Below are 624 nucleotides of genomic sequence, written 5' to 3'. Positions count from 1 at the left end.
TGTTTTTCATTTTTATAGCAATTCTTACATTAACTATGTGGAGTGAGTATCGTGGTAATCCAATACTAGCGAATTTAGGCATTTATGGACCGAATATGGAAGGTAAAGAGGTACGGTTTGGAGCAGGTTTGTCAGCACTATTTACAGTTATTACGACGGCATTTACAACGGGTTCTGTTAATAACATGCATGATAGCTTAACGCCTATAGGTGGATTAGGACCAATGGTATTAATGATGCTAAATGTTGTATTTGGTGGCGAAGGCGTAGGACTCATGAATTTATTGATATTTGTCTTACTGACGGTGTTTATATGCAGTTTGATGGTTGGTAAAACACCAGAATATTTAAATATGCCAATTGGCGCCCGTGAAATGAAATGTATTGTCTTAGTCTTTCTCATACACCCAATTTTAATTTTAGTATTTTCAGCACTTGCTTTTATGATTCCTGGAGCAAGTGAAAGTATAACGAATCCGTCTTTTCATGGTATTTCACAAGTTATGTATGAAATGACATCAGCTGCTGCGAACAATGGATCAGGGTTTGAAGGACTGAAAGATGATACAACATTCTGGAATATCTCTACAGGAATCATTATGTTGCTTTCTCGTTATATACCAA

At 36.2% G+C, this 624-nt stretch carries 1 protein-coding gene; it reads left to right on the top strand.

The genetic code is table 11. The annotated features are described in order from the left end of the window. Positions 1–624, top strand: a 624-nt coding sequence (locus IDG60_RS28265; RefSeq protein ID WP_206161120.1) for a potassium-transporting ATPase subunit KdpA, incomplete at both ends; no start/stop codon positions are given.

This window comes from Staphylococcus sp. EG-SA-2 (genome assembly GCF_017152085.1).
This window is presented reverse-complemented; position numbering and strand designations above follow the sequence as displayed.